Origin of the sequence: Streptomyces sp. NPDC007901, from assembly GCF_042959465.1 — a bacterium.
Taxonomy (GTDB): domain Bacteria; phylum Actinomycetota; class Actinomycetes; order Streptomycetales; family Streptomycetaceae; genus Streptomyces.
Genome location: NZ_JBIBKW010000021.1, coordinates 131,630 through 158,397, shown reverse-complemented (window position 1 = coordinate 158,397; position 26,768 = coordinate 131,630). Strand labels below are relative to the sequence as shown.

Genomic DNA, 26,768 nt, shown 5'->3' with positions numbered 1-26,768 from the left:
GATGACTGCCCTGTGAGGTACGCACTGTGAACCAGGTGATCACGCCCCGCAAGGAACAGCGACCGTTGAGAACCGTGCCTCCAGCGGGGGACGCGGCCTTGCTGGCCGAGGTCCTCGAACTACGCGCCAGGAACCAGCAGTTGGGGCGGGCACTGGCCAGCCGCGCGGTGATCGACCAGGCGCGCGGCATGGTGATGGCCCTGGCGCCATGTCCCAGCGACCGGGCCTGGGACCTGCTCGTGGACGTGTCGCAGCACTGCAACATCAAGCTCCGTGACGTGGCTGGGGCTCTGGTCGCCACGACGAAGGAACGGACGCTCCCGGAACCGATACAGCGGGAGCTGTGCCGAGCACTGAGGCGCCGCCACGCGGCGGACCGGAGATGACGGCGCACGCGCCCAGCGGACGGCACCGGAAGCTGTGAGCTCAACTCTCCGGCGACTTCGTCCAGAACGGCCGTCGGACGCCCTCGTCGTGCAGCCCGCGTCGTGGAACTCAAACGCCGGCCTGACTCCACCACTCGCCAGCCATGGAGGACTGATCCTGATCCTGTGGATCGTCCTCCACCTGTTCGACGCCCCGCCAACACCGCCAACACCGCCAACACCGCCAACAGCACGGTCTCCTGGGTCCACAACACGGCGAACCGGCTCTCGGGCTGTCGCACCATCTGTTCACCGTCCGCTCGGACGAGGGTGGATCGGGCCGCGCATGGCTCGTCACACTCTTCCGTCTCACTCGCGCCACCGTTCCGGGACTGCGCGAGGTCTTCTAGGCGCATGTCACAGTCCCGGCCGTACGGACTCTGCCCAGCTGTCGCGGTGAGCCGGGGCCGGTTACCCGAGTCGACCGGTCCAAGATGGCGAGTTGATGAACAGTTCCGGCGGGCCGTTCCCCGGACGCCATCCGTGCAAGTGTGGGAAGCGGACGGGCCGCCGCCGAGCACCCGAATACCGAACGGCTGCCGCGGTCGGCCGTCCGTAACAGTGAGGAGCGCGCCATGGGCGCGAACACGGCCGACACCGCGTTACCCGACACCCTTCAAGAGCTCACAGACCATCTGACGGCCACCTATGCCGGCCTGCTGACGCCCGCGGTCGTGCGGGAGGTGGTGCAGGACTGCTACCGGCCGCTCAGCAACGCCCGTATCGCCACCTACGTGCCGATCCTCGTCGAGCACAACAGCCGCACCAAGCTACGACAACTCGCACGACGCCCCGATCCCACGGCTCCCCTTCGCGAGAAGTCCGATGGGGCACGACGCCACTTGGTCACCACGGCTCTGCGAAGGCTTCGCATTGCCCTGACCCGCTCCTCGGCATAGACACCGCGCCGTTCAGGGCACACCGGCCGACTGCTCCCGCCGACCCCACACCCGTTCCAGCGAGGCGGACGCCGCACCCGTGATCAGTACGACAACGGGTTCTCAGGACAACGCCGCCCGCTTCCCCGGCGGGGGCAGCCGCTGAAGCAGCTCCCAGAACGGCCGTGAACCTCCCGCCCACTCCGCGAGCGTTCCCCGGTCGGCCAGATGCAGCTTCTGGGACTCCGCTAGATGATCTGTTCCAAGGTGTCAGTGGTCATACGAAGTCAGCGGACGGATGGTGTCTTTTCCGGTGTGGTCGTTGTGCCAGACCACGGCGGTCAGCGCGAGTATGCGCTGCATGACACGGGCGATGACACCGCGGGGTGTGCGCCCTCGAGTGCGGCCGCGGGCGGGTCGAGGGCGGCCGTCGCGGGGCCGTGAGAGGCCGTACGACGGGCGCCCTGCCCGCCTTCGGAGTCCCGGACTCGCTCCCGGGTCGGGTGCTCGGCGGGCAGGATGTCGTCCGTGCCGATCGAAGGAGCCTTCCTGACCAGGCTCCTGGTGTAGGCGATCTTTACGTAGCCCGGCCCCAGGAGTGCGTCGTAGAGGGGCAGGAAGACCAGGCGCGGGCGAGTGGGCAGCCCGGTCCGTACGGTGACCACGGCCGGTTCGTCGGTGGTGGTGTCCACGCACCGCTTCGAGCACGCCGATCCTGTGCCCCTTCGGGTCGACGACGTCACAGGTGCCGCCGCTCGCGGACGTCGGCTGTGTGGATCATGCGCTGTCCCTCCTGAGCGGGACACCGGTCGACGCGGGCGGCGTCCCTTGGAAGGCGCCGACTGGCCGGAAACGGCACTACGGCTGTGTCAACGACTCCGGCGCAAACACGCCGGAGTCGCCCTTCCGGGCGGCTGCACGTGAGAGTGAGCCAACCCACTGTCCACGGTACTGCGGCTTGCGCTTCTCCGCCTCGTGCCCGCGCCCGTCAGCCGATCCAAGCCCTGCGACGCCGGGACCCGTCCGGCACCGAGTGACGCAGGACCCGGCCCCACATGGACGCGTACTGGTGCCACAGCGGCCCGCTCACGTACGTGATCCCGTGCCGGGCGCAGATCTCACGCACCCTTGGCGCGAGTGCGGCGTAGCTTGCTGGGCAGGTCGGGGAAGACGTGATGCTCGATCTGGTGGCTCAGGTTGCCGGTGAGCACGTGTAGGTGGGAACCGCCCTCGATGTTCGCCGAGCCCTGGAAGGCGGTGACCGTCGCTGGTGGTGATCGGGGCGGCGGCGTAGAAGCGCACCCGGGCCGGACCGGTCACCAGGGAGTGGGCGCGGGCCACTGGGTCGTCGAGTGTGTCGGGGACGGCCAGAGGGCCGCCGGTGAGGATCGTCCAGGTGCACTGCCCCGGGTCCCGGCCGATCTGCGTGACCCCCGCCAGACCATACGCGGCCTTGCACCAGACCCGGTCGGTGTCCACGGTCGTCACCGTGGCGGCCGGCGCGGCGATCCGGTCGAAGGCACCGTCGGGTGGAGTGTCCAGGGATGTCGCAACGACGCACCGCGGCGATCCGCCGCGCCTCCTGCTCCGGAGACAGATCCACCCGCTCCTCCGCGCCTCGGTACGCGCCGTGTCCGGCCGCTGCGGGCTGCTATTCGGGCCGTTGGGTGCGGTCGTTGTGGGCGAGGCCGTCCGGATGGTCCTCCGTGCGCTCGCCAAGGGGAAGAACCAGTACGCTCAAAGCCGTTGGGCCAGGTGGGCGGTGGATCTGCCCCGCCTCCTGCCAGCCCCAGTCCCTGAAGGCGGCACAGGCCGAGCGGGCGGACCGATCCACCAAGGTGACACCGAGCGAGGACTGGTGGTCGGCGAGCAGCCGCTCCTGGAGCCGGCGGGCGAGCCCGTGGGCGTGCCGGTGCGGATGGACGACGGTTTCGAGAATCGCGAAGACATGCCCGGACGCGGTCAGTTGCTCCAGGTTCTGCGGCATCGGCCCGTCGAACCCCTCCCACCAGGAGCCGTCGCGCGGCACGGGGATTCCTGAGACACAGCCGGTCAAGCCCACTGCCTCGGCGACCAGCATGTCGAATCCCGGCAGTTGTACATGGTGCTCCAGTCGGCGCAGGAACTCCTGCCGGCCGCGGAACTCCTCGCCGGGCGGGGTGACGGACGATTCCACGTACAGATCCGCCAGGTCCTCCCGCAGGCCCTCGGCCTGCCAGCGGTTCAGCCGGCGCAGCCGCACCGTGTCCAGGACGGGAGGCTCTGAGCCTTCGGGGTCGTGCGGGTGCCGCGGGCTGCTCATGGGGCGCCTCGGTTCAGAAGGCCGGGAGATGTACGGGAGCACCATCGTGGCCGATGGGCGGTGCGGCGCCTGGGTCCGGGACGTCTGTACGCCAGCATAGCCCCGGATCGGCGCCGCGCCGGGGTCCGTTGGGGGCACGGGGCCGCTGTGGCCCAGGCAGCTGGACGGTGAGTGGCCGACCGGGTGTCGCCGCTCGCGTCGCCTTCCCCGTACGCCCTCCGTGGGCACCCGCGGTGGTGTCGCGGAAGCCTTGTTCGAGAGCGGGCTGTCCGGGAAGCCGTTCGCGGTGCTTCAGATGCACGTCTCCCGCCTGATCACCCGCACCTGTGCACGTCTGCACGACCAGGTGATGGCCGACCCGCGTTCCGAGGAGGACCGCGTGACGACGTCCCGGGTGCACGGGCGGCGGCTTCGAACGGCCCTGTTCCGCTTCGCCTGTATCTGCTCTAGGCTCCACACAGGGAAGACGGGACTGCGACCGTGTCAGGTACCAGCAAGTCTTCCCACCCAGGCTCCCAGCCCCCGAGCCGGAAACCAGGCCCGGCCGGAGCCGCATCGCCGCAGTGCGCGGCTCCAGCCTCCGTCCTCCAGGCATTTCCAGACGGGGTGTTCCCACCAAGTCCCGCCGCCACGGAGGACAGCGCGCGAGGACACGGTGGAGGGGGGCCTCCCATCCTCGCGCCACGTACGGCCGCCGCCGCAGTGCGGCGGCGGCCGTACGGACCGCAAGCCCGGGTGCGGGGGCCGCGTGCGGCGCGGAGTGGGTCAGGATCCCAGACCGGGGAGGGGTTCGGAGTCGTGGATGAAGGCGCGGGCCAGGTCGGACAGGCGCCGGTTGTGCGCGCGGGCGTAACCGCGCAGCGCGGTGAACGCCTGCTCCATGTCGATGCCCTGGCGTTCGGCGAGTTTGCCCTTGGCCTGTTCGATCAGTACGCGGCTGTTCAGCGCGGTCTGCAACTGCTCGTTGAGGACGCTGCTGCGCTGAGCGGTGCGTTGTTGCAGGAGGCTGATGGTGGCGACGTCGGCCAGGGCCTGGGCGATGTGCGTGGCGAGCGTGTCGAAGGGGCCGGGGGCGGCGCGGAAGAGGTTCAGGGCGCCCACGGTCTCCTCCCGCAGGCGCATGGGCAGCGCCTGGACCGCCCCGAAGCCGCTGCGGTGGGCCGCCGTGACGAAGCGCGGCCAGCGGTCGATCTCCCGGGTCAGGTCGGGGACGACCACGGGGGTGTCGGTGTGGAAGCACTCCAGGCAGGGGCCCTCGTCATTCTGGAGCTGGAAGAGTTCCAGCAGCCGTACCTGTTCGTCGGAGGCGGCCATCACGCGGAGTTCGCCGTCGCGGTCCGCGAGCAGCACCCCGGCGGCACTCGCGCCGAGCAGCCCTACGCAGCGGTCGGTGAGCAGGCGCAGGAAATCGATGAGGTCGAAGTCGGCGACCAGGTTGTCCGCCAGCTCGACGAAGGTCTTGGCCAGGAGCTGCTGATTCATCGTGTCACCCTCGATGGAGACTATTCCCGCCGGGAAGGGGCGGGAAATGCGGCACGTTCGTCGGATGGCACCCGTACATCAGGGCTCCTCGTCGGTCCGTCTGAGTTCCGTGTCCGGGGAGAAGCGGAGCCGACGGGCCACCACGTCGGCGGCCACGTCGGCGAGCCGGCGTCCCTGTAGGAAGGTGTAGGCGCGCAGCCGGACGAAGGCCTCGTCGATGCCGACGCCGAGCTGGACGGTGAGCATGCCGGTTGCCTGGTCGGTCTCCGCCCGGTATCCGCCCAGGTCCTCGAAGCCGCGGTCCGGCGACGGTCCGCCGGCCGGCGCGCCCGCCTCCTCGATCCGCGCATCGAGCAGGAGCAGCGTCGCGAGATCGGCGAAGGCCAGCGCGTCGGCCAGTTCCTCGGCGTCCAGTACGGTCGGCACGTCGGCGTACAGGTCCAGGACTCCCGGGCTGATCGCCCCCATCTGCAGAGGGAGCGCGAACACCGCGCGTGCCCCGGCCTCCAGGGCCGCATCTGCGAACACCACCCAACGGTCCTGCAGGTCACGGATGAGCAGATCGGGTGTCAGGACAGCCGAGCCGTACAGAAAGGCGTCCACACAGGGCCCCTCACCCAGCGTGAGCTGGAGCTCTTCCAGTTGCTCGCTGATGTCGTCGGTGCTGCACAGCGGATGGCTCGGCGCGGCCTTGGACATCGCCGACAGCCCGGCCCCGCCGACCGGCAGCGCGGCCACGGCCGCGGTGCACACGTCCACCACACCGACCCGAACACCGCGCCGGGCCGCCTGCTCGGCCACCAGCACCCGAATGCGGGCCGAGCGGCTGTCGGACCTCATCCAGGCCACCGTGTCCAGGCATCGTGCGCAAGTTCCTCCAGCCGCGCCGCGGTTCGCTCCCCGACCGGAAGGACTGGCACCCGGAGCAGCGTGGCGCTGATCGGCCTCCAGATCTCTCCCACGTCCAGCCATCCCCAGGAACGGAGCGCAGCGAGGACGAGGTGATCGGCCCGGTGCACCAAGGTGGCGCCGAGTGACGCCTGGTGGTCGGTCAGCAGCCGCTCCTGCAACCGGCGGGCCACGTCATGCTCCTGGTTTCGCGGGTGCGGGCGGACCAGGATGTCGGTGACCGCGAAGGCTCCGCCCGGCTCGGTGAGTTGCTCGATGCCACGCGGCAGTGCTCCTTCGAAGCCAAGCCACCAGAAGCCGTCGCCGCGCACCGGAAATCCGAAAGCGCATCCCACCAGGCCGTCCGTCTCCGCGATCACCATGGCGAACCTCGGCCGACGGATCTCGGTGGTGAGACGGTCCAGAAAGTCCTGGCGGCCGAGGGCGGTGCGGCTCACGGGGAGACGTCTCGCGGGAGTCCACGTTCAGATCCGCGAGCTCCCGGCTCACGGCCTGCGCCTGCGCCTGCGCCTGCCAGCGGTTCACCCGACGCAACAGGACCGCGTCCATGGCGGCCGACTCACTGCCACGGGGCTCTCGTTGCTGCCCCCGCTCCGACCGGGCCGTCACCACGCATCACCCGAGAGGACGGAGTCCAGCGGAATGAGCCGGTGTGGCGGGGCTTGGGTGGTCGGGGCTGCGACATCCCCGAGAGGAGGTGCCAGCTGCCCGGGCGCAGGGCCGAGGAGCAGGAACCCGGAGCCGGTGAGGTCGAGTATCAGGCCCAGGGGCGGTGGCGGGTGGTGCAGTCGCAGGGTCCCACCGGCCTCGGCGGCCTTCTGCGCGGCGTACAGGAAGACGTTGAGGCCGCTGCAGTCGCAGAAGGTGACGGGGGTGAGGTCGACATCGACGGTGCGAATGCCGTCGCTCAGGCACCCCGCAAGTGCCGTGCGCACCAGCGGGGCCGATTCCAGGTCGATCTCACCGGCCAGGGTGATCAGCGCCCCGTTCCGTCGATCACGGCGGTAGATGGTGAGCTGTGGGAAGGGCATGACGCCTCGGTTCAGAAGACCATCCGGCAGCGCACGCGGTGACGCCGGCATTCCCGGGCCTCCAGGCGCGCCCCTGACAGGGGCGTACGTTCGACGGAGACGGAGCAACGGCCGACCCGGCAGCCTGTGCGACAGGACAGCGGACCCACCCAGTTCCCTCCAGGGATGCGCCGGGTGACGGACGAAAGATCCGCTCCCCGCAGCCATCTGTATCGAGCAACGACAAGCCGCCGGGGTCTGGGACGTCCGTACAGCAGCATAGCCCTCAACCTGGTCCGGCGGGCGGCCGGAAGCCGTCCGTTCCTCGTACCCGAGAGCGACGCCTCGACCCTCCGCTGCGTGAGGGGTGAACACGGCAGTCTATGAGGTTCCCCCGCCTCACGTGGAGGCTGGGCCTCGAGCCGCTCTTGGCCAGCGGCACGGAAGCCGGCCCCGGTATCAGCCGGGGCCGTGACACCGGGGCGGCGGCAGACTGCCAGCGCATTGAGGCAGGTCATTCCAGACAGGCAGTTGGGGGTTGAACTCCCTCGCAGCGGAGTGCCCCGTGCGGGCGCCCTGATGAGCGTACGGCCCGCACCCTGCTCCCCCGGCCCTACGCCGCGTCCCGCGCCTTCGGCCATGTCGGCACACCGGGTGCCCGTCCGGCCTGACGAACCTCGGTTCCGTCGTGAGCGATCAGCTTCGGCTCCCTGCGAAGGGCGAACACCGCAGCGCGGGCCCCATCGATCTCCTCGTCGCCGCTGCCGCCGAAGAGGCGGGACTCACCCTGCTCCACTACGACCGCGACTTCGAAACCATCGCCCGGACGACGGGGCAGCCGGTACGGGCGATCGATCTCAAGTAGCAAAGCCCCGTGGGCGCTCGCTGGGATCTGGTGGGTCGGCTTCCGCGAGCACCGACGCCTACAACACCCAAGAGCAAGAACGGCCCCGACGCCGCCCAGGCCGACGACATCGTCACCGCGCGCCTCGGCAGGAACTGACGCTCACCACATGCAGAGGCCGACGAGGCAATCATGCGCGAACAGCCACGACCTGACGAAGAGACAGTCGCCGACACCCAACGCGCCCACTGGCAGGCCCGCCGGCGCCCGCACCGTCCTCGGACTCAGCGCCGCGGCAAGAAAGTCCGGCCTCGCCGACCGGGTCACGGCCACCGGCCACGACGCACGCGACCCGCTGCCACGAACTGCCACGTCGACCGTGGCGGATCATCCAGACCAAGCGACAGCCGACGACGTTGTACGAAGGGGCGGGCGCCCGGCGGCGCCTCCGGGTCAGGTCGCCCGACCTCCTGCGACCCGTTCCATTTCCTCGTGTCCACTGAGCGTCCACTGGATCGTGCTTTTCGGCTTCACCACGTAACTTCCAGCAGCCGAGCTTGTTCCGCATCGCCGCAGGTCAGAGCTTCGTCAGGAGCACCCAGGCACCCACCGCGACACCTCAACCAGCACTCGTGAGCAGCGGATTCTCTCCGTTGGGCTCGAGTTGTGACTCAGAGCCGCCGAAGATGCGTTTGCGCAGGTCAGGGCACGTTACTAGTGGGGCGGGTGGGACTCGAACCCACGGCCGACGGATTATGAGTCCCTTGGGGATCTTGGCGGCCGTTGCCGATCATTGCCGATTCACGCCGTTCTTGCAGGTCAGACGCGCTGATCCGTGTCAGCCCTTTGCAGTGCTTGTCGGCCTGTTCCTGTCCTTGTGGCCCCTCAATGGCCCCTGGGGGGCGATGAGTCAGACGGCTTCTACGGCAACGGCCGCGTCCGCCCATTCCAGCCAAGGGGACAGAACCCCGCACAGCGGATTCCCCTTCCACCGCGCAGAGGCTCCGCACGCTCCAGTTCCAGGTCAGTTGGTACGCGTATCCGGCGCCGCATCAGCGGCCGGACCGGCGCGGAGCATGGCCCTGTAGAGGGCGTCATGCTCGGTTGAGGCGGGCAGGGCGCCGCGGGCGGGGGCCTCGAAGGACTGGATGAACAGGGCGACAACGCGACGCCAGGCGTCGGGGGCCGCGTCGCCGGTGGCGTTGACGACACCAGCGTTGGCCATGTGCAGCAGCACCAGGTCCGAGGAGTCGAAGTCCTCACGCAGCCGACCCGTCGCCTTGGCCCGGCCGATGAGCTCCACCATGCCCTCATAGGCCTCGTTGCGCCGCCGCTCCAGCGCCTTGGCGGTCGGGAAGGTCGTGATGAGGACGTCGGCGAAGCCGCTGTCGGCGGCCTGCATCGCGCAGGCGGTCTCGATGTAGCCGACGAACCCGTTCCAGGGGTCGGGGTCCTCCAGGGCGACGGCGACGGCATCGGCGTAGGCGTCCATGCGGTCGATGAAGACGGCGTCGACCAGCTCCTCCTTCGTGGGGAAGCGGCGGAACATGGTGGCGATCCCCACCCCCGCCTCACGGGCCACGGAGGCCATCGAGGCACCCAGACCGTCACGCGCGAACACCTTGCGTGCCGCGGCGGCGATCCGCTCCCGGTTGCGCTCGGCGTCGCTGCGCAGGGGCTGGCCGGCAGGGCCGTCGGGATGCTGGGCGGCAGGGGTCATACCGGGGAGTCTAGCAATCGGATTGCCCTATCCATTTTTGGTGATACGGTGGCAGCAGCTAACCGGAGCGACCTATCCGGATCTTGATATGGATAGACCTATCCGGATGGCTTTCCTCCTTGACCAGCTTTTTGGAAAGGATCGCTGTGACCAGCATCGCCATCGTTGGAGCCGGCCCCCAGCTGGGCCTGGCCATCGCCCGCACCTTCGGCTCCCAGGGCTTCGACGTCGCCCTGATCTCCCGCAACCGCGAGAAGCTCGACGGTCTTGTCGGCGAGCTCGCCGCCGACGGCATCACCGCCGCCGCGTTCTCCGCGGACGTGCTCGACCGCGACGCGCTCACCCAGGCACTCAAGGACGCCGCCGCGCGGTTCGGCGGGATCGACGTCCTGGAGTACTCCCCGGTGGGGTCGTTCGGTGTCATAAAGCTGACCGCTCCGGCCGAGACCGAGCCGTCTCATGTGGAGTTCGAGATGAACTTCCAGCTCTACGGAGCCATCACCGCCACCAAGGCGGTACTGCCGGCGATGCAGGAGACCGGCGCGGGCACCCTGCTCTACACCACCGGCGCCGGCTCGATCTGGCCCGACCCACGGGTCGCCAACGTCAACGCCGCCGCAGCGGCGCTGCGCAACTGGGCGATGAACCTGCACAAGGAGCTGGACGGCACCGGCATCCAGTCCGCCCACGTCGGCATCGACTCGTCGATCGGCGTCTCCGTCATCCCCGGCGTCGAGGCGGCCAAGCCCGAACAGATCGCCCCCCTCTACTGGGACCTGCACACCACCAAGCGCGACGAGGCCGAGCTCGTCTTCCGCCTCGATGCCGAGGGCTTCTCACGCGCCTGACACCACGCCGGCTCTGCCGACTCGGCCCCTCGCCGAACCCCGATCGCGTCGCGGCGCCCCAGCGCCGCGACGCGACTCTGAACCCAGCTGCAGGGGAAGGCCCGTACACCAAGCGTCGGCCGCCTGTCGCGGCCAGGGCAAGACGGCTGAGAAGGATGCGTTCGCCATCGCCGACCAGGCACGCATGCGCCAAGATCTTGGTCGCCTGCGGCAGGGCGACGAGATAGCCGTCGACCTGCGCACTCCGCCCCCCGTCTCGACCTGGTCAACGACCGGACCCGTCAGACCACTCAGATCCGTTCGCACCCGCAGACCGTCCGGCCGGCCGGCGCCGCGAGGCTTCAGTTACTCGGCCAGGTGCTGAGTGCCTGGTCGGCGACGCGGTGCATGTCTTCTCGGCCGGCGCCACCGGCGGCCTGTACGGCGAGGCCCTGCCCGACGGTGTGCACATAGCGGGCGAGGGTTTCCGGGTCGGCGGTGAGGGGCAGGTCGCCCTCGGCCTGGGCTTGTTCGAACCGTTTCCGCAGGGCGGCTACTCCGGCCTCGCGGCGTTCGGCCAGGTCGCGGCGGACCGGTTCGCTTTCCGGGCCGGCGGCCAGCGCGGACTGGACCAGCAGGCAGCCGCGCGGGCAGCCGGGCGCGGTGTGGGCCTCCACGCCTCCGTGCAGCATCGCCTCGGCCACCTGCCGGGCGGTGGGCAGCTCAAGTGCCGGGGCCACAAAGGCTCCCGGGCCCTGCACATAGCGGTCGACGGCCTTGCGGAACAGCTCCTCCTTGTTGCCGAAGGCGGCGTAGATGCTGCGCCGGTTGATCCCCATGGCCTCGGTCAGCGCGGCGAGCGAGGCACCTTCGTAACCCTCGGCCCAGAACACCCGCATCGCCACCTCCAGCGCCTCGTCGGTGTCGAAGGACCGGGGCCGTCCCGTGCTGGGCATCGAAGCCTCCTTGAGAAAAGTTCGCCGCCACGGAAGGAATCCCGTGGTTGCTCAGGTTAGTGTCATCCTGGATATAGTAACCGAGCGGTTCGGTTCGTAAGTGAAGTGCTGAAGAATCGGAGACACCTATGGGCACCCAGCTCGCCCCCGGCACCACCCGGTCCGGCGTACGGCCCCTCGACGGCAAGACCGCCCTGGTCACGGGCGGGTCCCGGGGCATCGGTGCCGGGATCGTGCGCCGTCTGACCGCCGACGGCGCCCAGGTCGCCTTCACCTACGCCAGCGCCAAGGACCAGGCCGACGCCGTGGCCGAGGCGACGGGCGCCCTGGCCGTGCAGGCGGACAACGCGGACCACGAAGCCGTCCGGGCCGCGGTCAGCCGCACCACGGAGCATTTCGGCGGACTGGACATCCTCGTCAACAACGCCGGTGTCTCCCACGCCGCGCCGATCGAGGACTTCCCGCTGGAGGAGTTCGACCGGCTCATCGCGGTCAACGTCCGGGGCGTGTTCAGCGCCGTCCAGGCCGCCGCTCCCCACCTCGGCCAGGGCGGTCGCATCATCACCATCGGCAGCGTCATCGTCGACCGCGTCCCCTTCCCCGGCGCAACCGTCTACGCCCTGACCAAGGCCGCCGTCGCCGGCCTCACCCGCGGCCTGGCCCGCGAACTCGGTCCGCACGGCATCACCGTCAACAACGTGCAACCCGGCCCCACCACTACGGACATGACCCCTGACTCCGGCCCGTACGCGGAATCCCTGAAGCAGCTCATGCCGCTCGACCACTTCGCCGAGCCTGCCGACATCGCCAGCGCCGTCGCCTATCTCGCCGGCCCCGAAGCCCACTTCATCACCGGCACCAGCTGGAACGTCGACGGCGGCATCGCCGTCTGACCGCCCACCCCGGGCGGCCGCAAGCAGGCGCGGCCCACCGGCCTCCAGCCGCACCGCCGTGCACGACGACACCCTCTTTCACAAAAAGGACGTAACACCACCATGAACGCCATCACCACAGCCTCCACGACCGCCGCAGCCGTCGGGGCGGAGGAGCCGCTCAGCCCCGGCTACGACGCGGCGACCAGGGACGACGCCGAGTTCAACAAGCTCTTCCGGCACGGCTTCACCACCATCGACGACGTGCAGATGCACTACGTCATCGGAGGCGACGGCCCGCAGGTCATGGTGCTGCTGCACGGCTGGCCGCAGAGCTGGTACGAGTACCGCCAGATCATGCCCTCCCTGCTGCCCGGCCGCACCGTCATCGCCATCGACCTGCCGGGCATGGGCGACTCGACCGGGAACCCGCACTCCAGGACCAAGGCGGTCCTGGCCACCTACGTCCACAAGCTGCTCGACCGTCTCGGCCACCGCGAGAACGTGCACGTCGTCGCCCACGACTTCGGCGTCAGCGTCGCCTACCCGCTGGCCGCCCAGTACCGCGAGCAGGTGTCGGGGCTGTTCCTCATGGACTACGGCCTGGTCGGCAAGAACCTGAAGTTCGCCACCATCGAGTCGATGTTCTGGCACTTCTCCTTCAACAAGCAGAACCCGCTCGCCGAGGAACTGGTCACCGGCCGGGTCGAGACCTTCCTCACCCACTTCTTCCAGGGGATGAAGACCGCCGGCGAGAACATCTCCGACGACGAACTGGCCGAGTTCGTCCGACTGTTCTCCCGCCCTCAGGTCCTGCACGCCGGCTTCGAGCTCTACCGGACCGAGACCCAGGACGAGGCCGACAACACCACATTCCAGGAGACCCCGCTGACCATCCCGGTCCGCATGATCACCCAGGCCGGCCTCGCCGAGATGGTCCTGCCGCCCCTCCAGGACGCCGCGCCCCACGCCACCTCCGCCGACGTCCCCGGCGCCGGACACTTCCTCCTCCACGAAGCACCCGACCGCGTCCTGGCCGAGATCAACGCCTTCTACCCCACCCCCACAGCCTGACCGACTTCGAAAGCCGGCACACCGAAGTGAAAGGAAAGCCCCTGATGAACAGTCACATCACTTCCGCTCGCGATGTTCCTGCCCGCCTGTTCGCCGCCTTCGACGCGGGCGATATCGATGCGCTGGACACCCTGGTCTCGCCCGATCTCGTCGACCACAACCTGCCCCCAGAGGCTCCCTCGGCGATCGAGGGGATGAAGGGGATGGTCGCTGCCATGCGCGACGGGTTCACCAACCCTCACCACGAGATCGTCTACCAGGCCGAGACGGATGACGGCTGGGTCGTCTCCCAGTGGGTGGTCACAGCGACCCACACCGGTCCTTGGTTCGGACTGCCCGCGACCGGCCGTGAGGTGACCTGCTCCGGCATCGACCTCGCGCGGGTGGTCGACGGCCGGATCGTCGAGGTCCGGCACGTCGAGGAGCTGCTGCAACTGCAGATGCAGATGCAGATGCAGCTCACCGACTGAGGCAGCAGCAAAGACGCATCAGCGCGGCGTGAGCCGACCAGACAGGGGACCCCCGGCGAAGAGTCGAAGTTGATCGCTTCACAGACCCTTCGCCGGGGGTTCTCATGGCTCACGCTGTTGCCCCGTCGGCTCCTGAAGGCCGTCTGACGACATACCGGAGGCGCTCGCTCGATTGACATGGTGCAGAGAAAGATCAAGGGGCGGTCCCGCACACCATCACCGGCACGAAGCTCCAGGTCCCGGTCAAGCGCATCATGCAGGGCACCGAGATCGAGCAGGCGGCCGACCGCGGCTCGGCCGACAATCCGTCCGCACTCCAGCGGTTCGCCAGGTACCGCGCCGAACGCGCCCGCAAAGGCCGTATGGCTGAGGCCCGGCGCTGAGCCCCAGCCATAAAGACCTGGACCCAAGTCCAGGACGCACTGCCGCACCGCGCGGCCAAGAGAACCGAGGAAAGAGATGTCGGGCAAAGAACCGGATCCCACGGACTTCAGCGTGGTGAACACCTTGCTGGCCGCGATCGAGAAGGGCGACATGGACGAGGTGCGCCGCTGCTTCGCACCCGACGCGCTCACCTGGCACAACTTCGACGAGATCGAGCAGGATGTCGATGCCATGGCTGCGATGCTCGGTCACCTCTGTGCCCACTCGACGAGCCGCAGCTACGAGGACCGACGCATCACGACAGTCGGCTCGCAGGCGGTCCTGCAGTACACGCTGACCGCGGCGCTCCACTCCGGAGGCCGGTTCCGAATGCCGGCGATGATGCGACTGGAGATCGACTCCGACGGGCTCGTGGCACGGATCGAGGAGTACTTCGACTCGCGCGTGCTCGACAGCCTCGCCGAAGTGTCGTGACGGCCTCCGCGTTCAGCGAGAACGAGAGCGTGCTCCCCGGGGGCCCGAACCTCGCCCGCCTCGCCACCGTCATGCAGAAAGGACGGCCCCACGCCGGTCCCGTCATTGTCGGCTTCGACGCCGACTCCAACACCCTGCCGGCCATCGAGGCGGGCGCAGGTCAACTGCTCAAGGACGCCCCGCGCGACGAGTTCTTCACGGCCGCCCGCGCTGCGGCCTACGGCCGCACCGTTGGCCCAGGATCGCGATCCATGGCCCACGACAGAACTGACTCACCCGTCTGCGATGTCCTCACACGTGCATGATCGGCTCATGGACCGCCGCGGGCCATGTCCACGGGAGGGGATGCCAGTTCGCAGCGACAGCTGGTTCAGACCTCCTGTGCGGCCCCAGCCGGCTCACCGGGCGGACACATCGGAAACAGGCCGCCGACGACCCTGCAGGGCCGTTTCCCCTTCGGGCAGTTTCCTTGTCCCCCACCCTGCGAACCAGACGTACCGGTGGCGGCACCCTCTCTACTGGTCCGGCATGCGAGTGGCCGCGCCAAGGACGTCGACCCGATGCCCACACAACAGGTAAATCGGACAACGAATCGCCCCGGAGACACCGTCGCCCCGGACACGCCCGCGCCGCCCCGGCCCCTGTACGGCCCCTGGGTCCTGGCATCGGCCCTAAGGGCAGCCGCCCAGACCGCGAGCGAGACCCTCGATCATCTACTCAGCCGCAGGTCAGATGGGTTGGATCTCCCCCGACCGCCGCCGGACTCCAAACCCACGAACAGCGGATTCAGTCCGCTCAGGCAAAGTTGACGCTCCAACACCTGAAAATGAACGTTTCCGCAGGCCAGAAGCCTGTCGAAGTGGGGCGGGTGGGACTCGAACCCACGGCCGACGGATTATGAGTCCCTTGGGGATCTTGGCGGCCCTTGCCGATCATTGCCGATTCACGCCGTTCTTGCAGGTCAGACGCGCTGATCCGTGTCAGCCCTGTGCAGTGCTTGTCGGCCTGTTCCTGTCCTTGTGGCCCCTCAATGGCCCCTGGAGGTCTATGAGTTGGACGGTCGTCACGGAAGCAGCCATGTCCGTACAGTTCAACCAAGGGGATAGAACCTTCGCACAGCGGATTTCCCTTCCAACGCACAGAGGCTCCGCCCCTCCACTCCGGGCGGAGCCTCTGCGGCCATTTCCGCAGACCAAACGTTGCCTCGTCACCCTATCCAGCTCAGTCGCCTTCTCCCAGAGTGAGCTGAAGGGATCGGGCGGACGTCGTCTTCGAGCGCGCGGTGTGGAGGTTACCCCTCCGCCGGGGACTCTCCCGGCTTCATGCCGATCAAAGGGCGGAGCGACGTACGGGCGGAGAAGTTGCCGGGCTGCCAGCGGTCGACGTTGCGCATGTCGGTGACGTCGCATTCGCCAGCGGGTTTGGCGGTGCCGCTGATGAAGCCGCGGCTGAGAGGTGAGTAGGCGACGAAGCCGACGCCCAGTTCGTCGAGGATCGGGAAGAGCTGCTCTACGTCCCGCTCGAACAGAAGTACCCGGCCTGATGGACGGGACCGGCTGTACAACTTGCGCCCTGCGGGTGGTCTGCGGGCCGGTCTCGCTCAGGCCGAAGCACTTGGCCTTGCCCGCGTCGATCAGCTCCTTGACGGTGCTCCGGCAAGGTGCCCGGCGCAGCGTCGTTCACCAGGCGGATTGGTTGCGATCACTGACTCAACCTGCTTACTATTACGAACGTAATTCAATAGATCTGAGCCACGCCATGCCACGCCATCCGTGCTCTGGTCATCTCCTCTCCACTTCACCGGGAACCGTTATGGACCTCTCCGCCAGCACCGCCCTTGTCACCGGAGCGAACCGGGGCTTCGGCCGGGCCCTCGCCGCCGAACTGCTCAGCCGTGGCGCCACCGTCTACGCCGGCGCCCGCAACCCCGACCAGGTCGACCTGCCCGGCGCCAGGCCGATCGCCCTCGACATCACCGACCCCGCCTCCGTCGCGGCCGCCGCCGCGGCCACCGGCGACGTGACCATCCTGGTCAACAACGCGGGCTCCTCCACCGGCGCCGACCTGCTCACCGCCGACCTGGACGACATCCGCCTGGAGATGAACACCCACTACCTCGGCACCCTGACGGTGGCCCGCGCCTTCGCACCCCAGATCGCGGCCAACGGCGGCGGGGCCATGCTGAACGTCCTGTCCGGCCTGTCCTGGGTCAGCTTCCCGGAGTTCGGCGCCTACTGCGCCGCCAAATCCGCGGAGTGGTCGCTCACCAACACCCTGCGCGTGCAACTGGCCGACCAGAACATACGGGTGGCCGGACTCCACGTCGGCTACATGGACACCGACATGGTCCGAACCGTCGACGCGGCCAAGTCCGACCCGGCCGACATCGCCCGGATCGCCGTGGACGGCATCGTCGCCGGCGCCTACGAGATCCTCGCCGACAACGCGGCCCGCCAGGCACAGGCAGCACTGTCCGGGGGCGTCTCGGCGCTCTACCCGCAGCTCCCCTGAGGAGCACCCGCCCCACTGGCCAACCGCCAGGCACGTCCGCCAAGGGAACGCCACGGCACAGCATCTGCGATTCGTCGGTCGGCCAAACGTGCCAAACGGCCGGCGATGGTTCCCCCGCGTGTCGGGTCTTGCCTGCTGAGCGTTTCTCGGCCTATTGTATTACGACCGTAAGGTAAATGGTGGGGACCGAGCGGTGGCACGCCATCAGTGCGAACGAACGGAGCCCCCACCATGCCGCACAGGTGCAGGCGGGACCGGCCCAGCCAATGCCGCTCCGACGGACAAGTCGGCGACACCTGCACCCCACCAGGCACAACGGCTCCGTGGTCGCCGGACGCGATCACGGCCACGCAAGCCCAAGCCCAATCCCCCTACGAAACACGAAACGGAAACCACGCCATGAGCCAGCCCAGCACGATCCGCCTGGAGCGGACGACCCCGCAGACCGCGAGGATCACGTTCTCGAATCCCCCCGTGAACCTGGTGGTTCCCGAGTCCATCGTGACCCTGCACAAGATCGTCTCGGAGCTGGAGAACGACCCGGACATCCAGGTCGTCGTCTTCGCCAGCGAACTTCCCGACTTCTTCATCAACCACTTCGACGCTGCCGCGGCCGCCGACCTTCCTTTGCCCGAGCACGAGGACGACAACCCGTTGTGGACCGACATGGTCCTGCGGCTGAGCAAGGCTCCGTTCGTCAGCATCGCGGCCATCCGGGGCCGTACCCGCGGCGCCGGCAACGAGCTGGCCCTCGCCTGCGACCTGCGCTACGCCAGCCGCGAGAAGGCGTTCTTCGGCCAGCCCGAGGTCGGCCTCGGCCTCGTCCCCGGCGGAGGCGGCGGCGAGCGGCTTCCGCGCTCCATCGGCCGCGACCGCGCGCTGGAGGCGATCCTGACCAGTGCCGACTACGACGCCGACCTGGCCGAACGCTGGGGATGGGTCACCCGCACCCTGCCCGACGCGGAACTCGACGCCTTCGTCGACGCGACCGTCGCCCGCCTCGCCTCCTTCGACCGGCAGGCAATTGCGACCGCGAAGTCCCAGGTCAACCGGGCGACACTGCCGCCGGACGCCCACCTGGTCGCCGCCTTCGGCGAGTTCGCGGGCACCCTGACCCAGCCCGGATTCGCCGCACGCGCGGTCGGGCTCGGCGCCCTGGCCGCCGAGAAGGGCCTCGACGTGGAATACCAGCTCGGCGAGTACATCGGCCGGGTCAACGAAGCCCTCTGAACGCCCCCGGCCGCGCCCACGACCGACCACAGCGCCCCACAGGGCGCCGCGCGTGCCACGACACCCTCGGCGGGTTCCATCTTCACGGCCAACGCCCCACCCCGCAGGGTCGTGACGTGCAAGTCGACCGTTCTCGCGTCCGGTGGTCCGCGGTGGTGCAGCCGTCGCTCCGCCCGTCGCGATGCTCCCCGGAGACATAGCTCTTGGCGGGGCCCAGACCTTCTGTCCGTGCCGCGATCCGCGAGAGCCCCCTCGCGGACCCGGCGACTCAAGCACACATGGATGTCGGTCGACATCTAAGAGATTGACTTTTTATTACGACCGTCATCGTGTTGCTCGCGGCCTCTGGAAAAGCTCAGGCCATGAGTGACACGCGTGTGACCGCACCGACCCAGTACATCGAGGTCGACGGCGACCGGTTCGCCTATCGGCGCTGGGGCAAGCCCTCCGGGGTCCCGATCTTCCTCGTCCAGCACTCCTGGATCTGGCCAACGCCAGCGCCGACGGCGCGATCACCAAGGCCCCGTGCGGCGGCGACCGGGCCGGTCAGTCCCCGGTCGACCGCGCGGCGGACGCGGGCGGGAGTCAGCCGCCCGGGCGGGGCGGGCTGTTCCCAGGGCCGTCGCAGGGGTGAGTCAGGTCCACCGGTCAGCGGCCTGAGGTCACGGCGAGCGGGCCGAACAGGTTGGCCTCCAGTTCGAGACGCAGACCGGAGGTGTCGGTGTCGAGCACGGAACCGACGCGGGCGATCCCGGCGTTGTTCACCATACGCTCACGTCCTGCGCGATCCCGGCGGCGCGGGCCACCTAGGCGGGGTCCGTCACGTCGAGGTGCAGCGGGAGCAGCCGGGGGTCGTCGGCGACGATCGGGCGAGGGTCGCGGGCGGCGGCGTAGACCTTCGCGGCACCGCGGTCGAGCAGTTGCCGGACGAATGCGCGGCCGAGGCCCCGGTTCGCGCCGGTGACCAGGGCGATCTGGCCGCCGAGCTGAGTCACGAGACCTTCTCCGTGAGTGAGGGCGCCGGTCGGGCGCTGATGTGACGATCACGCCGCTGTACGGGTTGTGGGGCGGTATCCGGCGCCACGATCCACCTGCGGTTGGTGGGAAGCGTGACGCCGGATACGGCCGGCTGGGCGTGGAATCCGGAAGATCGCCTGACGGTGACGAGCGAAGTCTGGTACTCAGGCGCCGAGATGCCGGCGCAGCCACTGGCCCATCTGCTCGATCGCCTGGTCGACCTCGGGCACGCGTCCGGCGCCGAGGACGAAGGAGTGTTGTCCCTCGGGCATCGGGTGGACCTCGGAGGTGACCTTGAATTCGGTGAGCGGTTGTGCGAGTTCGGCGCCGTCGCCGGCGAGGGTCTCGTACTCGCCGTAGTGCACGACGGTGGGCGGGAGGCCGGTCAGGTCGGCGTTGACGAGGCTGATCCGCGGGTCGGCGAAGTCCAGGTCCGGGTCCTGCAGAAACGCTGCCCGCATCCCCTCGAGGGTGTTGCGGCTGAGCATCTTGTCGTGTTCCTCGTTCTCATCCACCTTGGGGTTGGCGAGGGTGAAGTCGGTCCATGGCGAGATGCTGACGATCGCACCGGGGGTGGGCTCGCCCTTGGCGAGCAGCCGCAGGGGCAGCATGACGGCGAGGGTGCCGCCGATGGAGTGGCCGGTGCTGCCGATGTGCTGCGGCTGGTAGCCCTGTGCGAGCAGCCATCGGTAGGCGGTCTCGACGTCGTCGAGCTGTGCCGGGTAGGGGTGTTCGGGGGCATGGCGGAAGTCCACGACGAGCGAGCGGATCCCGGCGGCCTTCGCGATGTGCCCGGCGGCCTTGCGGTCCGAATGCATGGAGGCGGTGACTGAGCCGCCGAAGTGGAAGTGCAGCAGCGCCCGGTCGAGGTCGGCGCCGGCGGGGATGGCCCAGAGGGCGGGGACGCCGTCGGCGTCGACCTCGGCGTAGGTGACGCCTTCCGGTTCGGTGGACGCCAGGTGGTACGTCTCGGCGATGTCGCGCACGATGCCCAGGTCCAGGCCCGGCGTCAACCACTTGGCGCGCACGCTTTCCAGGAACTGCGCGAACTGCTGCGCCTGCGGACTGATCCCCTTGATGACACTCCTGTCTGTGCTGGTCACGCTCGTCGTGCCCAGCCGGTTCGGTGACGCGACAAGGTGCTGGTGTGCCGCACGGTCTTTTGTATTACATTCGTACGTTAATAGGGTGAGGCGAGCCGGTCGGCAAGAGGTCGGCGAGAATTAAATTATGGTCGCACGCTCAATGGGGGCCCGGAGGCGGCGGCCGGCGGCCGGCTGGACGAGTGAAGGAGAGTGCGGGGCCCGATACGGGCGAGAGCGCAAGCAGGAGACGCGGCGGCGGATCATCGAGACGGCTGGGCGTCGGTTCAAGAGCGACGGGATCGACGGTTCGGGGATCGCCGCGCTGATGGCCCAATGCCGGTCGCTCTTGTGGGGGCTGGACACGATTCGCCCCGCCCCCGGCGGCTGTCAGAACATCGTGTTGTCGTTGGCGGCGGTCTCGGGCACGGCCTGTTCGGAGCTCCAGTGCTCGACGATCCTGGCATCGCGGACCCGGAAGAGGTCGATGACCGACCGGCCACGCTCGCCCGGCGTGTCGACGTAGTGGCTGTGCACGGCGACCAGGTCGCCTTCGGCGATGACGCGTTTCGGTGTGACACTCGACTGCGGGAACTTGTCGAAGTAGCTGCCCAGGTCGGCCTTGAGGCCGGCCGCGCCGTCGGAGATGGTCGGGCTGTGTTCGTGGTAGTCGGCGCCGACGTAGGCGTCGATGGCGGTCAGGTCCTTGCGGACCAGCAGCTGGTCGACGAACGCGGTGACCAGTTCCTTGTGGTAGGCGGTGAACCAGCGCTGCCCGACCGCGTCGGTCCGCGGCTCGCTGAGCGTGGCGAACATGTCGTTGCCGCTGGCCGTGGTGGCGGGCACTTCCTGAATGACGTCCCAGTGCTCGGCGATCTTGCCGTCCTGGAAGCGGAACAGGTCGAACACGGCCAGACCCTCGGTGCCCGGCACCATGACGTAGCGGGAGTGCAGCAGCACCAGATCGCCGTCGGTGATGATCCGGCGGGGCTCGAAGGCGGCCTGCGGGAACTGCTGTCGCATGGCGCCGCTGAAGTACTTGAGGGCGTCGGCTCCGTCGGGCGCCAGGGGGTTGTGCTGGATGTAGTAATCGGGCCGCACGACCCGATCGACGATGGCCGTGTCCCCGAGGACGAACACGTCATGCAGCAGTTGGCTGGCAAGGTGTGCCTTGCTGTCTCGGACGGTCAGCACGATCTTGCCGGTGGTGCGGCCGGTCTCGCCGAGCGTGTGCGCCTTCGCGGCCTCGGCGAGCGGGAAGGTGGCGTCGACGTGGGCGCGCAGTGCGCCGGTCTCGACGAGGGCGGCGATGGCCTGCATGCCGGCGTGGTCGGCCTCGACCAGCAGCGACTCGTAGCGGATCCCCCGCTCGGCGATCGCCGCCAGTTCGCCGGCGTCGACGGGTACCGGAAGGATCGAGACGAGGGTGCCGCCCGGGCGCAGCACGGCCACGGATCGGGCGCGGGCGGCGGAGTCACGGGAGACAGGGTCGAGGACCACGTCGATGTCGCTGAGCACCTCGGTGAAGTCGACGCTGTGGTAGTCGATGACCTCGTCGGCACCGAGGGATCGCAGGAAGTCGTGTTTGGCGGCGCTGGCGGTGCCGATCACGTACGCGCCGCGGTCTTTGGCGATCTGCACGGCGAGGTGACCGACGCCGCCGGCCGCCGCGTGGATCAGGACTCGCTGCCCGGCCCGGACACCGGCGGTGTCGACCAGTGCCTGGTAGGCGGTCAGCGCGGCCAGCGGCAGCGCACCCGCCTGGACGTGGTCGATGCCCGCGGGCTTGTGCGTGAAGACGCGGGCCGGCCCGGTCACGTACTCGGCGTGCGAGCCGACTCCGCCCGGGTAGGGCAGCATGCCGAAGACCTCGTCGCCGGGCTTGAACAGGGTGACGCCCACGCCGACGGCCTCGACGACGCCGGAGACGTCCCAGCCGAGCACCAGCGGCAGCCGGGCGATGGTCGCGGACTGGGCACGGTTCCCCCAGTCGGTCGGGTTGACCCCGGCCGCGTGGACGGCTACCAGGATCTCGCTCACCCCTGGCGCCGGTTTGGGCAGCAGGGTCTCCTTCAGAACGTCGGGGGTGCCGTAGGTGTCCTGGCTGATGGCTCGCATGGTTTCGGTGTCCGTCATGGGCCCAGCCTGGCCGCCGGTCACAGGCCACTACAATGGCGTGATCGCCAATTTTCGACGGGATCCTGCCGTGATCAAGGTGCACCGCGTCGTTGTCCTCGCCTCACACGGGGTGTACCCGTTCGACCTGGGCATTCCCCACCGCGTCTTCGGCGCCGCGGACGGCCGCTACGAGGTCGTGACCTGCACCATCGACGGTCACCCGGTGCGCACCAACGCGGACTTCTCCATCACCGTCGATCATGGCCCGGAGGCGTTGCGGACCGCCGACACCGTCATCATCCCACCGTTCCACACCGGCAACCCCCGCCGTCAAACGCCGGTCGACCTGGCGCAAGTCCTCGCGTACGTGGCCCCCGGCACCCGGATCGTGTCCACCTGCACCGGCGCCTTCGTGCTGGCCGCGGCGGGGCTGCTCGACGGGCACCGGGCCACCACGCACTGGCACGCCACGGGCCTCTTCCGGGAGTGGTACCCGCAGGTGGAACTCGACCCGAACGTCCTGTTCGTCGACGAAGGCGACGTGCTGACCTCGGCCGGTGCCGCTGCCGGCATCGATGTCTGCCTGCACCTTGTCCGCAAGGACCACGGCAGCGAGATCGCCAACCGTGTGGCCCGCACCTGCGTCGTCCCCCCGTGGCGCGACGGAGGCCAGGCGCAGTACATCGAACACCCGGTTCCCGATGCAACGGCGAACGACACGTCCGCCGCCCGGCAGTGGGCGCTGCAGAACCTGCACAAGCCGCTGACTCTGAGCGACCTTGCCGAGCAGTCGAACATGAGCCAGCGCACCTTCGGCCGCCGCTTCAAAGAAGAAGTCGGCTTGAGCCCCGGACGCTGGCTCATCCAGCAACGCGTCGACCGGGCCCGGCAGTTGCTGGAATCCACCGACCTGCCGGTCGACGAGATCGCCGGCCAGGTCGGCTTCGCCGGCGGCACCTCGCTGCGCGAACACCTGCACGCCGCTATCGGCGTCACACCACTGGCCTACCGGCGGACCTTCCGAGGCGCACCGGCAACGAGCCGTGCCGCCGCGGCGGATGCTCGGCGGGACGGGCAAGCATGTCGCCCTGGACCGTAAAATTATGTACGTCATACCATCGGCTGTGCTGGGGACCGGTATCGGTCGCGGGTATGACAGCAAACGCACCCGTGAGTTGCTCGACGAGATCGGCTTCGACGCCCAGATCGCCTGCAAGGGCATGCCCGCCCCGATCCAGATCGGCAAGAGGTGGGTGGTGGAGCGGACCAACTCGTGGATGAACGGCTTCGCAAAATCCGCCGCTGCACCCGACCGTAACGCCCAGGTCATCGACTTCTACGGGTGGGCTCGATGGCACTCGCCAACCCCGACCCGGTCGAGCGCATACGCGCGGGCGCACCCCTGAACACCCCCGACCCCGCGACCTTCTGCGGCGGCGGCGCGGCCGGCTACACCGACTACCCCACCCACACCGCCTGACCAGGACGCCCAGCGCCCGGGGGAGTCGCCTCCCTCGGGCGCTTTCGGCGTACGCACGGCACAGCCAGGCAGCCGTGAGCATGCGCTCGCGACGCCGGCCGTGTGCCGGTGATGACGACGAGGTCCCGCCCCACGGCTCGGAATCCGGACTCGCCGCACCGGACGTGGACTCGGCTCACTTCCCATGACGACTCTGCGGCGAGGGTCTCTCCCAAGATCACCTGTCGACCGTAATATTACGTACGTCAGACCATAGATTAGGATGAGAGGCAATGGCCCGGCAAAGATGAGGGAGGAACCCTGTGGCGCGCTACGCCAAGGAGCACAAGCAGGTGACGCGGCAACGGATCATCGAGACCGCCGGCCACCGGTTCAAGCAGGACGGCATCGACGGCTCCGGCATCTCCACGCTGATGTCCGACGCCGGACTCACCAACGGAGCCTTCTACGCCCATTTCGAGTCCAAGGACGACCTCGTCGCTCACGTCGTCGCCGATCAGCTGCGCGCGCAGGTGGAGCAGTACGGCACGCTGCGGCCCGGCCGCGAGGGACTCGAGGATTTCCTTCGCTGGTATCTGTCGCCCGAGCACCGGGACAACCCCGGCGACGGTTGCCCGTCCGCAGCCCTGCTCGACGAGATCGGCCGCTGCGGTGACGCGACCAAGGACGCCTACACCGACGGCGCCAAAGCCATCGTGGACGAGCTCGCCGCCCGCCTGAATCCGGAGGATCCGCAGTCCGCCCGCGGCCAGGCCATCGGGCTCTACGCCATGGCGGTGGGGACATTGCAGCTGTCCCGGGCGCTGTCCGACCGGAAGTTCTCCGACGAGGTCCTCGAGCAGGGAGTCGAGAACGTCCTCGCCTTGGCGCGTTGCCGGTCGGTACCGGCTGGGTGACCACCCGGCAAGGGCCAGGATGCTGGTGCCGTGCACCCGCGTTTCCGTCGTCAGCGTGAGTGGGTGGCCCCGGCGGTACCTGCGATCTCGGATGCGACACCGACGCGGCGCTCCTGCGCCCGTACCGCGGATGGCGCTCCGCACATTCGACACGCCGGGGCGGCAGCTCAGGTCCCGGACCTGGGTCCTGGCGCCCGGACGGGGCGTCGACCACACCGTTCTCCGCATCGTTGTCCTGCGCGACAATCGCCTCGGCGCCGTATAGCCGGGAAATGGGCAGGCCGGTTACGTCGAACAGGTGACGAGAGCCGTGACGCCCGGCGGGCGTCACGGCTCTAAGTCGGCGTCCTCGGCCCGAGTGCCGATCACACCGCGCCCCTACGGTCGGCCGAAGAACTCGAGAGCCGTCGGCACGAACTGCTCGTGGTACTGGAAGATGCCGCCGTGACCACCGTCGGGGTAGATCACCAGCTCGGCGTTCGGCAGTCGCCGGTCCAGGTCGTACGAGTTGGACGTCGGAACCATCCTGTCGTCGTCACCGTTGGCGACGAGCACGGGCTGCTTGATGACGGACAGATCCTGCGGCTGTGCCAGCCCCCAGCGGTGGATGGCCTTGAGCTGGGAGAAGTAGGACTTGAGAGCGATCGCCTTGTCCCGGTCCTGGGTGCGCTCCTTCAGACGGGCCAGGAACTCCTTGCCGGCCCGAATCCCGTTCGGCGTGCGGGTGAAGAAGAGGAACTGCTTCACGTCCTGAAGGGTGAGCAGTGCCCGGACGGTGTCGAAGTGGGAGATCCGGGTCACGTTCTTGATGCCCTCGCCGCCGGCCGGACCGGTGCCCGCGAGGATCAGCCTGCGGATGAGCTGCGGGTCGGTCTGGGCGATCACCTGGGCGACCATGGCGCCCATCGAGAAGCTGAGGACGTCGACCTGCTCGAAGCCCAGCGCCCGGATGAAGGTGACGGCATCCTTGGCCATCTCCTCGATGGTCTTCGGCGTCACACCGGTGGACGCGCCCACACCCCTGTTGTCGAACGTGATCACCCGGTGCTTGGCGGCGATTCCGTCGACGACCCGGGGGTCCCAGTTGTCCAGGACCGCGGCGAGGTGGGTGATGAAGATGACTGGCATGCCGGTCCGGGGGCCGAGGTCGCGGTAGGCGAAGGTCACTCCGTCGGCGGTGACGGTGCGGGTCTGTGCGTTCTTGTACGAGGTCACCACGTCGCCTCGCGTTTCGTGTGCGTTCACGGTCGTGCCCTTCGATGTGTGGGTGACCGCCAATGTGCGCCAATTTCTGCTTCCTCGCAGGTGGGCGCAGAGCGGTTCCCGGTCTCCCGGCTGCGACTGCAGTCCGGAGTCGGCGGCCAGAGGAGGCCCCGGAAGTGGGAAACCCGTTGGATCAGGTCCCTGAACAACCCGTCGACCATTGAAGTATGACCGTACTTTCATCAGGGTGCAAGTGGTGGGGCCGAACGAGATGCGCAGCTGTGGAATCACGGGTTCCGCCGAGCGTCGCGGCGCACAGCACAGCGCACCCCCAGGGCAGGAGCGGCTCAGCTACGCCGACGGCCACGAGCTGCTGGTCGTGACCGACAAGTCATGGACGTCCGACCCCGGACCGGTGACAGCCGACGATCTCTACAGCAGTCAGGACATCGATGCCGGCATGAGGACGACGCCTGGCTGCGCCCCGGATTCCAGGACGAGAGCCGCGTCCACACCATCGACCTACGACAACGCCCGCCTCACCCCCGATCCCGCGCCGCCGGTACAGCGCATCGCCCACCTGTACCCGCAGTGGACCTGACGT

26 protein-coding genes and 6 pseudogenes are annotated in these 26,768 nt (G+C 68.9%); 18 read left to right on the top strand and 14 right to left on the bottom strand.

All coding sequences use genetic code 11. The features are described 5' to 3' along the window. The first annotated feature begins 74 nt into the window (after window positions 1–74). Together ACFZDK_RS44215 and ACFZDK_RS44210 are read left to right on the top strand one after the other, a co-directional pair. On the top strand, window positions 75–386 hold the full coding sequence (locus ACFZDK_RS44215) for an ANTAR domain-containing protein (protein ID WP_390981630.1): 312 nt from the start codon (window positions 75–77) through the stop codon (window positions 384–386). Between the two features lie 614 nt (window positions 387–1,000). Further along, window positions 1,001–1,324, top strand: a complete 324-nt coding sequence (locus ACFZDK_RS44210; protein WP_390981628.1) for a three-helix bundle dimerization domain-containing protein — start codon at window positions 1,001–1,003, stop codon at window positions 1,322–1,324. A 485-nt stretch (window positions 1,325–1,809) separates the two neighbouring features. On the opposite strand, the pseudogene ACFZDK_RS44205 reads toward ACFZDK_RS44210, so the two are convergent. From ACFZDK_RS44205 to ACFZDK_RS44180, 6 genes and pseudogenes are all read right to left on the bottom strand, one after another. Beyond that, window positions 1,810–2,084 (bottom strand): annotated as a pseudogene (locus ACFZDK_RS44205) (PRC-barrel domain-containing protein); the annotation flags it as partial. An 870-nt stretch (window positions 2,085–2,954) separates the two neighbouring features. Continuing rightward, window positions 2,955–3,605: a hypothetical protein gene (locus ACFZDK_RS44200; protein ID WP_390981626.1), complete on the bottom strand. Its 651-nt coding sequence runs from the start codon at window positions 3,603–3,605 to the stop codon at window positions 2,955–2,957. 765 nt (window positions 3,606–4,370) lie between these two features. Beyond that, window positions 4,371–5,087, bottom strand: coding sequence for an ANTAR domain-containing protein (locus ACFZDK_RS44195; RefSeq protein ID WP_390981624.1), 717 nt, complete (start codon window positions 5,085–5,087; stop codon window positions 4,371–4,373). A gap of 78 nt (window positions 5,088–5,165) precedes the next feature. After that, on the bottom strand, window positions 5,166–5,927 hold the full coding sequence (locus ACFZDK_RS44190; RefSeq protein ID WP_390981622.1) for an ANTAR domain-containing protein: 762 nt from the start codon (window positions 5,925–5,927) through the stop codon (window positions 5,166–5,168). Further along, window positions 5,924–6,433, bottom strand: coding sequence for a hypothetical protein (locus ACFZDK_RS44185; RefSeq protein WP_390981620.1), 510 nt, complete (start codon window positions 6,431–6,433; stop codon window positions 5,924–5,926). The genes ACFZDK_RS44190 and ACFZDK_RS44185 overlap by 4 nt, the downstream gene beginning before the upstream one ends. Window positions 6,434–6,601: 168 nt before the next feature. Then, a complete protein-coding gene (locus ACFZDK_RS44180) occupies window positions 6,602–7,027 on the bottom strand; it encodes an STAS domain-containing protein (RefSeq protein ID WP_390981618.1) in 426 nt (141 codons plus the stop codon). Between the two features lie 685 nt (window positions 7,028–7,712). On the opposite strand from ACFZDK_RS44180, the pseudogene ACFZDK_RS44175 reads away from it, so the two are divergent. After that, window positions 7,713–7,871: pseudogene (locus ACFZDK_RS44175) on the top strand (PIN domain-containing protein); the annotation flags it as partial. A gap of 1,003 nt (window positions 7,872–8,874) precedes the next feature. Here ACFZDK_RS44175 and ACFZDK_RS44170 read toward each other — a convergent pair. After that, window positions 8,875–9,570 (bottom strand): TetR family transcriptional regulator, encoded by a 696-nt coding sequence (locus ACFZDK_RS44170; RefSeq protein ID WP_390981616.1) that lies wholly within the window; start codon window positions 9,568–9,570, stop codon window positions 8,875–8,877. Window positions 9,571–9,716: 146 nt separating this feature from the next. Between ACFZDK_RS44170 and ACFZDK_RS44165 the strand changes: the two genes are divergently transcribed. Next, window positions 9,717–10,418, top strand: coding sequence for an SDR family NAD(P)-dependent oxidoreductase (locus ACFZDK_RS44165; protein WP_390981614.1), 702 nt, complete (start codon window positions 9,717–9,719; stop codon window positions 10,416–10,418). Continuing rightward, entirely contained in the window at window positions 10,393–10,782 is a 390-nt protein-coding gene (locus ACFZDK_RS44160) for a transposase (RefSeq protein ID WP_390981612.1), read from the top strand. Before ACFZDK_RS44165 ends, ACFZDK_RS44160 begins: the two co-directional genes overlap by 26 nt. On the opposite strand, the gene ACFZDK_RS44155 is transcribed toward ACFZDK_RS44160, so the two are convergent. Further along, window positions 10,760–11,353, bottom strand: coding sequence for a TetR family transcriptional regulator (locus ACFZDK_RS44155; protein ID WP_390981610.1), 594 nt, complete (start codon window positions 11,351–11,353; stop codon window positions 10,760–10,762). The genes ACFZDK_RS44160 and ACFZDK_RS44155 overlap by 23 nt on opposite strands. Before the next feature lie 128 nt (window positions 11,354–11,481). On the opposite strand from ACFZDK_RS44155, the gene ACFZDK_RS44150 reads away from it, so the two are divergent. From ACFZDK_RS44150 to ACFZDK_RS44125, 6 genes and pseudogenes are all read left to right on the top strand, one after another. Continuing rightward, window positions 11,482–12,246 carry an SDR family oxidoreductase gene (locus tag ACFZDK_RS44150; RefSeq protein WP_390981608.1) on the top strand — a complete coding sequence of 255 codons (765 nt, stop codon included), beginning with the start codon at window positions 11,482–11,484 and terminating at the stop codon, window positions 12,244–12,246. 102 nt (window positions 12,247–12,348) lie between these two features. Next, window positions 12,349–13,299, top strand: coding sequence for an alpha/beta fold hydrolase (locus ACFZDK_RS44145; protein ID WP_390981606.1), 951 nt, complete (start codon window positions 12,349–12,351; stop codon window positions 13,297–13,299). Window positions 13,300–13,343: 44 nt separating this feature from the next. Further along, the gene (locus ACFZDK_RS44140; RefSeq protein WP_390981604.1) at window positions 13,344–13,769 is read left to right on the top strand and encodes an ester cyclase; all 426 of its coding nucleotides are present in this window, start codon (window positions 13,344–13,346) and stop codon (window positions 13,767–13,769) included. A gap of 254 nt (window positions 13,770–14,023) precedes the next feature. Beyond that, window positions 14,024–14,152, top strand: a complete 129-nt coding sequence (locus tag ACFZDK_RS44135) for a hypothetical protein (RefSeq protein ID WP_390981602.1) — start codon at window positions 14,024–14,026, stop codon at window positions 14,150–14,152. 76 nt (window positions 14,153–14,228) lie between these two features. Next, window positions 14,229–14,627, top strand: a complete 399-nt coding sequence (locus tag ACFZDK_RS44130; RefSeq protein ID WP_390981600.1) for a nuclear transport factor 2 family protein — start codon at window positions 14,229–14,231, stop codon at window positions 14,625–14,627. Window positions 14,628–14,743: 116 nt separating this feature from the next. Continuing rightward, window positions 14,744–14,860 (top strand): annotated as a pseudogene (locus tag ACFZDK_RS44125) (DNA-binding response regulator); the annotation flags it as partial. A 1,058-nt stretch (window positions 14,861–15,918) separates the two neighbouring features. Here the strand turns inward: ACFZDK_RS44125 and ACFZDK_RS44120 are convergent. Then, window positions 15,919–16,191 (bottom strand): hypothetical protein, encoded by a 273-nt coding sequence (locus ACFZDK_RS44120; RefSeq protein ID WP_390981598.1) that lies wholly within the window; start codon window positions 16,189–16,191, stop codon window positions 15,919–15,921. 248 nt (window positions 16,192–16,439) lie between these two features. Here ACFZDK_RS44120 and ACFZDK_RS44115 point away from each other — a divergent pair, with 248 nt between their 5' ends. Next, window positions 16,440–17,138, top strand: a complete 699-nt coding sequence (locus tag ACFZDK_RS44115; RefSeq protein WP_390981596.1) for an SDR family oxidoreductase — start codon at window positions 16,440–16,442, stop codon at window positions 17,136–17,138. 399 nt (window positions 17,139–17,537) lie between these two features. Further along, complete coding sequence (locus ACFZDK_RS44110) at window positions 17,538–18,368, top strand: enoyl-CoA hydratase-related protein (RefSeq protein WP_390981594.1); 831 nt, start codon at window positions 17,538–17,540, stop codon at window positions 18,366–18,368. An 806-nt stretch (window positions 18,369–19,174) separates the two neighbouring features. Here ACFZDK_RS44110 and ACFZDK_RS44105 read toward each other — a convergent pair. From ACFZDK_RS44105 to ACFZDK_RS44090, 4 genes and pseudogenes are all read right to left on the bottom strand, one after another. Continuing rightward, window positions 19,175–19,363: an SDR family NAD(P)-dependent oxidoreductase gene (locus ACFZDK_RS44105; RefSeq protein WP_390981592.1), complete on the bottom strand. Its 189-nt coding sequence runs from the start codon at window positions 19,361–19,363 to the stop codon at window positions 19,175–19,177. Window positions 19,364–19,549: 186 nt separating this feature from the next. Further along, window positions 19,550–20,488, bottom strand: coding sequence for an alpha/beta hydrolase fold domain-containing protein (locus tag ACFZDK_RS44100; RefSeq protein WP_390981590.1), 939 nt, complete (start codon window positions 20,486–20,488; stop codon window positions 19,550–19,552). Window positions 20,489–20,857: 369 nt separating this feature from the next. Continuing rightward, window positions 20,858–21,616, bottom strand: a pseudogene (locus tag ACFZDK_RS44095) (nuclear transport factor 2 family protein); the annotation flags it as partial. Window positions 21,617–21,649: 33 nt separating this feature from the next. Beyond that, a pseudogene (locus ACFZDK_RS44090) lies at window positions 21,650–22,585 on the bottom strand (NADP-dependent oxidoreductase); the annotation flags it as partial. An 88-nt stretch (window positions 22,586–22,673) separates the two neighbouring features. On the opposite strand from ACFZDK_RS44090, the gene ACFZDK_RS44085 reads away from it, so the two are divergent. The 4 genes and pseudogenes from ACFZDK_RS44085 to ACFZDK_RS44070 all read left to right on the top strand — a co-directional run bounded on the left by ACFZDK_RS44085 (window position 22,674) and on the right by ACFZDK_RS44070 (window position 24,961). Further along, a complete protein-coding gene (locus tag ACFZDK_RS44085; protein ID WP_390981589.1) occupies window positions 22,674–23,684 on the top strand; it encodes a helix-turn-helix domain-containing protein in 1,011 nt (336 codons plus the stop codon). A 40-nt stretch (window positions 23,685–23,724) separates the two neighbouring features. Continuing rightward, window positions 23,725–23,925, top strand: a pseudogene (locus ACFZDK_RS44080) (IS5/IS1182 family transposase); the annotation flags it as partial. A gap of 11 nt (window positions 23,926–23,936) precedes the next feature. Continuing rightward, complete coding sequence (locus tag ACFZDK_RS44075; protein WP_390981722.1) at window positions 23,937–24,065, top strand: hypothetical protein; 129 nt, start codon at window positions 23,937–23,939, stop codon at window positions 24,063–24,065. A 302-nt stretch (window positions 24,066–24,367) separates the two neighbouring features. Then, on the top strand, window positions 24,368–24,961 hold the full coding sequence (locus ACFZDK_RS44070) for a TetR family transcriptional regulator (protein WP_390981588.1): 594 nt from the start codon (window positions 24,368–24,370) through the stop codon (window positions 24,959–24,961). A gap of 378 nt (window positions 24,962–25,339) precedes the next feature. Here the strand turns inward: ACFZDK_RS44070 and ACFZDK_RS44065 are convergent, their stop codons facing one another. Next, entirely contained in the window at window positions 25,340–26,206 is an 867-nt protein-coding gene (locus ACFZDK_RS44065; protein WP_390981587.1) for an alpha/beta fold hydrolase, read from the bottom strand. A gap of 214 nt (window positions 26,207–26,420) precedes the next feature. Between ACFZDK_RS44065 and ACFZDK_RS44060 the strand changes: the two genes are divergently transcribed. After that, complete coding sequence (locus tag ACFZDK_RS44060) at window positions 26,421–26,765, top strand: alpha-L-rhamnosidase N-terminal domain-containing protein (protein WP_390981586.1); 345 nt, start codon at window positions 26,421–26,423, stop codon at window positions 26,763–26,765. The last annotated feature ends 3 nt before the right edge of the window (window positions 26,766–26,768 follow it).